6 protein-coding genes and 2 pseudogenes are annotated in these 6,197 nt (G+C 53.3%); all 8 read right to left on the bottom strand.

Features of this window, described 5'->3' with window-relative positions; genetic code table 11:
- Positions 1-330, bottom strand: a pseudogene (locus VKV29_RS04200) (hypothetical protein); the annotation flags it as partial.
- 45 nt (positions 331-375) lie between these two features.
- A complete protein-coding gene (locus VKV29_RS04195) occupies positions 376-1,290 on the bottom strand; it encodes a transketolase family protein (protein ID WP_324200050.1) in 915 nt (304 codons plus the stop codon).
- Positions 1,287-2,111 (bottom strand): transketolase, encoded by an 825-nt coding sequence (locus VKV29_RS04190; protein ID WP_343217336.1) that lies wholly within the window; start codon positions 2,109-2,111, stop codon positions 1,287-1,289. Before VKV29_RS04190 ends, VKV29_RS04195 begins: the two co-directional genes overlap by 4 nt.
- A complete protein-coding gene (locus tag VKV29_RS04185; RefSeq protein WP_324200048.1) occupies positions 2,080-3,009 on the bottom strand; it encodes an NAD(P)-dependent oxidoreductase in 930 nt (309 codons plus the stop codon). Before VKV29_RS04185 ends, VKV29_RS04190 begins: the two co-directional genes overlap by 32 nt.
- A gap of 1 nt (position 3,010) precedes the next feature.
- The gene (locus VKV29_RS04180; RefSeq protein ID WP_324200047.1) at positions 3,011-4,126 is read right to left on the bottom strand and encodes an aminoglycoside phosphotransferase family protein; all 1,116 of its coding nucleotides are present in this window, start codon (positions 4,124-4,126) and stop codon (positions 3,011-3,013) included.
- Positions 4,113-5,033: a sulfotransferase gene (locus tag VKV29_RS04175; protein ID WP_324200046.1), complete on the bottom strand. Its 921-nt coding sequence runs from the start codon at positions 5,031-5,033 to the stop codon at positions 4,113-4,115. The genes VKV29_RS04180 and VKV29_RS04175 overlap by 14 nt, the downstream gene beginning before the upstream one ends.
- Positions 5,034-5,060: 27 nt before the next feature.
- A complete protein-coding gene (locus VKV29_RS04170) occupies positions 5,061-6,041 on the bottom strand; it encodes a GDP-mannose 4,6-dehydratase (protein WP_324200045.1) in 981 nt (326 codons plus the stop codon).
- Positions 6,038-6,197, bottom strand: a pseudogene (locus tag VKV29_RS15270) (glucose-1-phosphate cytidylyltransferase); the annotation flags it as partial. The gene VKV29_RS04170 and the pseudogene VKV29_RS15270, both read right to left, overlap by 4 nt.

The following is a 6,197-nucleotide window of genomic DNA, read 5'->3' as shown; positions in this document are numbered from 1 at the left end:
GCGCAGGAGAGAAGCCAGTCGCGACTTGGCCGTGGTATCACCCTCTAAAATGCCTCGATCTGTCCACCTCAAATGGGCAAATTCGTGACTTGCAAAAGGCACAAGAACCGTGGAAAGCCCCAACTCGAAGAAAATTTGAAGCGCGAGAATGTCTGCAAATGTAAAGTAGTAGCCCTGTTCAACCGGAGTTAGAAAACGGCTGATGAGGAGAAGAGAGAGTGCCCCGGAGATAAGGGTCCAACCCCTATTAATGGCCGTATAGGCGATGGCACGATCGATACCTAGTGCCTTCCAAAGTTTCTGTAACCGGTACTTCTTCCTTTGATGCATGTATACAATAAGCTTTACCTTGTGAAAACGCTTGATGGAATCTCTTTATGATAAAATTGCCTTTACTTTGTCCATAATCCCCTCTACAGAAAGGCCATGGGCGCCACGAAGCGCCTCTTGGCTTCCCGCATGAGATGCCGGCTTGCGAGGCAAATGAAGAGCGCGGAATGGCACTGTACATCCCTCGGCGGCCAATACCTCGGCTACTGCAGAGGCAAGTCCACCTACCCCATGCTCTTCAACGGTGATGATCCCACCGGTCTCCGCGGCAGCGGCCAACACGGCATCTCGATCAAGCGGTGCCAAAGTGTGCATGCTCAACACGCGCGCCTGTATGCCGTCTTCTGCCAAACACTCCGCTGCTTTTACCACCGTGGCCAGCATGCCCCCAATACTTATGAGCGTTACACAGTTGCCTTCTCGCAGTTTAATGGCTTTACCTATCTCGAAGTGCGGCTCTGCAGGGTGAACCGTTGGCTCTCCCGCCTTGCCAAGGCGAAGGTAGCATGGCCCCTCATGATGCACAATGGCGCGTGTTGCCAAACGGGTCTCGATGGGGTCGCCGGGAGCGATAACGGTCATTTCCGGTAGAACCCGCATCACTGCGAGGTCTTCAACACCATGGTGCGTATAGCCCTGCGCCCCGTAGGCCAACCCGCCTCCTACGGCTACAATCTTCACATTCGCGCGGTGGTAGCAAACATCATTACGTATCTGCTCCAAACAGCGCAGTACCGGGAAGTTCGCGATGGAGTAGGTAAATACAATCTTTCCGCACATGGCCAGGCCTGCGGCCATTCCCGTCATGTTCTGTTCGGCAACACCTACATTGATGTAACGATTCGGGAACCGATCGCGAAAACGCTCCAATACCGAGTAGCCCAGATCGCCACAAAGCAGCCAAATACGCTCCTCCTGTGCTGCCAGGTCACACAACTCCTCGATAAATGCTGTTCTCATTGGCAGCCTCCAAGCTCATCTAGGGCTTTTTGCAGTAACTCTGCATTGGGCGAACGATAGTGCCACGCCAGTTCCCCCTCCATGTAGCTAACTCCTTTGCCTTTTACTGTGTGGGCAATAAGCACCGATGGACGCCCCTCTTGAAAAGGAAGGGCCTGGAGCGCAGAAAGAATCTGCTCATGGTCATGTCCATCTATCTCGCGCACCGCCCACCCAAAAGCCTCCCATTTGGCCTTAAGTGGCTCCAGGTCTAGTACCTCGACAACGCTGCCAAAACTCTGAATCTTATTGTAATCTACAATGGCAACCAGGTTGTCGAGACGGTGGTGGCCGGCAAACAGAATCGGCTCCCAGTTGGAGCCTTCATCAAGCTCTCCGTCGCTTAGTATTACGAAAACGCGGTAGTCTGCCCCGTCGCGCTTACCGGCCAAGGCCATACCGCAGCCTATAGAAAGCCCGTGCCCTAGGGAACCGGTAGAGACCTCCACTCCGGGCACATGGTGGCTAATGTGGCCGGTGAGAAGAGACCCGTCGGCACAATAGGTTTCAAGCCATTCCACGGGAAAGAAACCGCGCTCGGCAAGCACTGCATACAGAATAGCGGCGCCATGTCCCTTGCTCAGCAGGAAGCGGTCGCGTTGTGGCCAATGAGGTTCCTGCGGCCGTACCTGTAAAACGCCCCCATAGAGGCAAGCCAGAAGATCGGCCATGCTTAAGCAGGTCCCGATATGCGAGGCGTTCGCCCGATGCACCATGCGCAAGGCGTGAGCGCGTATGCGTCGGGCGAGATCAGCGGTTGTAACGGTGTTGGTTTGCACGATACCACTCCACAGTCTGTTTCAAGCCCTGTTCTAGGGAGGTTTTCGGCTTCCACCCGATTGCCCTCAGCCGACCGATATCGGCCTGTAAGTGCATCACTTGATCGGGGCGATAGGGTACCTCGCCGAAGCCCAGGGGAAGCGAAGTATCTATGTTATCACGGATATACTCTATGATAGAACGCAAAGAGCGTGCCTCACCAGACCCTAAATTAAACACGCCTTCCGCCCCTGTGTGGTGCAGCACATGGCAAATGGCGTCAGCGACATCGCCGACATAGAGATAGTCCCACAACTGTTCGCCTTTGGTAAGTTTAGGGCGTTCTCGGCGCAATAGAGAGAGAATAAGGTAAGGGATCATCCAGTAAGGACTATCCATAGGGCCATAGGAGGAGAAGAGGCGCAGCCAAGCAAAGCGCATTCCGTAGTGCTGGCACAACCCTTTGGTAAGCTGGCATAAGGCGAGCTTGCTAATGCCATACAAGGTTGTAGGAGCGGTTTCTGTCTGTTCCGAAACGATCTGGTTTGCCGGCCCGTATTCCGCTTGCGAGCCAAGCCCGATCCAGTGTTGACAGCCGGTCTCGGCAACTATGCGTAATAGCTCTAAGCTGCCGGGAACGTTTTCATAGACCTGTGCCACGTCGTTGCGTTCGGCGTTGCCTACGCCTTTCCAAGCGAGGTGAATAACGGCTTCAGGGCGAAATTGGGCGATGCCCTCCGCAAGCGTTTGAGGGGTAAAAACATCTCCATAGAGAACGGTAACCCTGTCTAAAAGCCCTTGGATGCGCCACGGGTCGCTGGAAGTTCGCATAACAACAGCTACCGTGTCCCCTTGCTCAAGTAGGTTGCGCAAGGTATAACTCCCCACAAACCCTGTTGCACCGGTTAGTAACACACGCATTTCATGATATCCTTCTCAGATGCTCTAAAGCCTTATGGATGCGTAAATACGCCGGTTGGCGATGAGGAGGGTCCTTTATATCAAAACGTATTCTGTGCACTGTCTTTGCTAAAGCGATGCGCAGGTAGTAGAGCCAATATCTCCATTCGAAGTCAGGGGGTAGTTTGTGCACAGAGGTATACCCCTCCAAAAATGGCTCCCGCATCCAGTCTTTAGTAAATGTTCCCCAGCCTGCAATATCGAATATCGGGTCGCCACAAAGGGCGTCCTCCCAGTCTAAAACCGCGGTAATCTGTTCTCCGTCGGTCACAATGTTATGATGTCCCAAATCTCCATGAAGGAGATGGGATGCGACCTCCTGTAAGGTTGTGGACGCTTCATGATGGAAAAGATGTAAGCAAAATTGGGCATCCTGAGAAGACAGGACTCCAACGTCTTTGCATAGGTTCAGATGGTCTTCTAAATGGAGAAAAAGATAATCTGACCAAGTGACTTTGCTTCCACGCGGTTTATCCGCGGCCTCTTGTAAGAAAGCGATATCTAGTAGACCGTAGTTTTCACCAGATAGGGTGTGAATGTGCGCGACCGTTCTGCCGAGAGCGACAAGTAAAGAAGGACTGATGGCCTGTGTTTGAGGGTCTTCATAATGTTTCAGAGGCCGACCCAACGCGGCACAAGAGAGCATATAGTTGAACGGGGTGCTGTTGCCGAGTTCGACGGCAATAACAGGTACGATGGGAACACCTCGATGAGGCAAGTAGTGTTCTGCCCAGACATCAAATAAAAAAGCAAATGCCGGTGTACCCAACAAAAGATTGGCACGCAAGTAGTAGCATGGGTTTGACCCGATTTCGACGCGATAGACCGCGTAAAATGTGCCCATTTCCAATAAAGGCACAACCTGAAAGTCATCCGTGAAAAAACGGCGGCAAATGTCTTTAACGACAGATAGATGGCGAAGGCACACCTCATTGCGGCGTTCGCGAAGAGTGGCAAGCCTTTGGTCTGGCAGTTCAATATCGGCCTTTCGCAGAAAAAGGCGTGCCTGCTCCTCACGAAACGCCGAACCTGAGGGTAGCAGAGCATAAGCTTGAGTCTGCGAACTAGAGATCGGCATAGCCTAGATGTTTTAGCATTACAGAGGCAAGAGAACGTATCTCTGCCCTTTCCTCATTAGAAAGCTCGCGTAGGGTGGCCATGTTTGCTTCTGGGGTTGGGATGCGTACCGTCCCCCACGGGTAGACTTCTTGCAGCCGCTGGCCGTTCCAGGATGGGTAAAGCAAGGTGTCAGACCACGCGATGCCAAGGCGCTCACACAGGTTGCCCAGCGTCTTTCTAGGATCGGCAATAATGTCTTCGAAGCGAAGAAGGTGAAAACGTTTCGGGTAGCGCTCTGCAAAGGTAAGCGCCATATGCTGGAGAATGTTCCACGTCCACACATAGCGCGAGAGGGAGAGAGGGAAGGGGCGTTTCTTGGTATCGGCATAGCCGGAGTAGGGATTGCGCACCACATGCACGATGTGGGCATCGGGTAGGTCGGCAAAAATCTTCTCCGTATCAATGGCCTGCACCGGATTGTAGCCAACATAATACTTTTCCTGCCCGGTGCGCTGTACATTGCGCCAGGTATCAAAAGTGGCCTCAAAGAAGGCCATCACGAGATTCCCGCGTGTTCGCGGTTTCTGCTGCACGATCTCTACAAAACGCTGTTTTCGTTCCTTCTCATCAAGTTGGAGGTCGGCATGAGCGAACTTGCTTCTTGAAGGAGTGCGCAAACGCGCTTTCATCTCCTCGTCATAAAAAAGCTCGTAATCCTCTCCCGGATGGCCTTGAAGAGGAAACTCAGGCCAGCGATAGCGGAAAGGCACAAAACTCGTGAAATAGTCGGCTACTAAGCTTGTGCCTACCTGAGATTCAAAGGGGTAGACAAACAGTTCTGGATGCCCATCAAGCATACGATGCGTGGTATTCCCCCCATTTTCGTACATAGCCGAAAGCATGATGAGGCGTTCGGGTTTAGACATATCGTTTTATGGCTCCTTGAAAGGTTTTTAATTTTCTGCAGAAAGAAATGTACGATACCACCGGATCGTGCGGGTAAGCCCCTCATCAAGGGTGAAGAGAGGCTGCCAGCCCAGCATGCGGCGCGCCTTCTCCGCACTCAGATACTGGTGCTTGATCTCGTTGCTCGCCTCGTTCAGGATAATTGGCTCTAAAGAAGAGCCTATAATGTGGCGAATTTTATGGACTAGGTCAAGGACCGTCACCTGTATTTCGTTGGAGAAGTTAAACGCCTCTCCCCGCAGTTCGGGGCGTTTAGCAAGCTGTTCGGCCAGCAACATGTAGGCGGCAGCGCCGTCCTCAACGTAGAAGTAGTCCCGAATATAGCTACCATCCGAGCGGATCACAGGGCGTTCTCCCCTCAGCAGCGAACGGATGGTGCCGGGCACGATGCGATTCCAGTTGAGGTCGCCACCCCCGTAGAAATTGCCGCAGCGCGTGATCACCACCGGTAGTTCATAGGTCTTGGCATAGGTATGGGCGATGAGATCGGCGCAGGATTTACTCACATCATAGGGATGCTGCCCTTGAAGTGGGGTGGTCTCATCGTAGGGGAGTTTCTCCTGATCGCCGTAGGCTTTGTCGGATGAGGCCACCACGATCTGTTTTACCTTGGGGCTTCTGCGACAGGCCTCCAGCAGGCACCAGGTGCCTTGAATGTTGGTTTCAAACGTGGAGATGGGATTGCGATTCGCGATCCCGACTATCGTTTGGGCGGCGAGATGGATGACGGTATCTATCTCATATTCCCCCAATACACGCTCAAGCAGCGCCTGGTCACGAATATCCCCGCGCACAACGCGCACGCGCTCTATGTCGCCGCTACGAACCAGCTCACTTTGGGGAACCCAGTCGCGCACAAGACAGACGACATCGGCCTGCGCCTCCAAAAGCCGTTTAATCAGCCACGCCCCCACTAAGCCGGTGGCGCCGGTAATCAGGGTAGGACGATCTCTCCAGAATGCGTTCATTCCCAAACCTTCCATGGAGCGTTTGCCGATTGCCAGAGGCTTTCCAGAAGCCTCTTGTCGCGCAGCGTGTCCATACACTGCCAAAATCCCTCGTGTCGGTAGGCGGCGAGCTGCCCCTCCTTTGCTAGCACCTCGAGGCCATCTCGCTCTAAAATG

The sequence above is a fragment of the Chthonomonas sp. genome (assembly GCF_035294165.1).
Classification (GTDB): Bacteria; Armatimonadota; Chthonomonadetes; order Chthonomonadales; family Chthonomonadaceae; genus Chthonomonas.
Note: the sequence above shows the minus strand (reverse complement) of the source record. Positions and strands in the feature narration are given on the sequence as shown.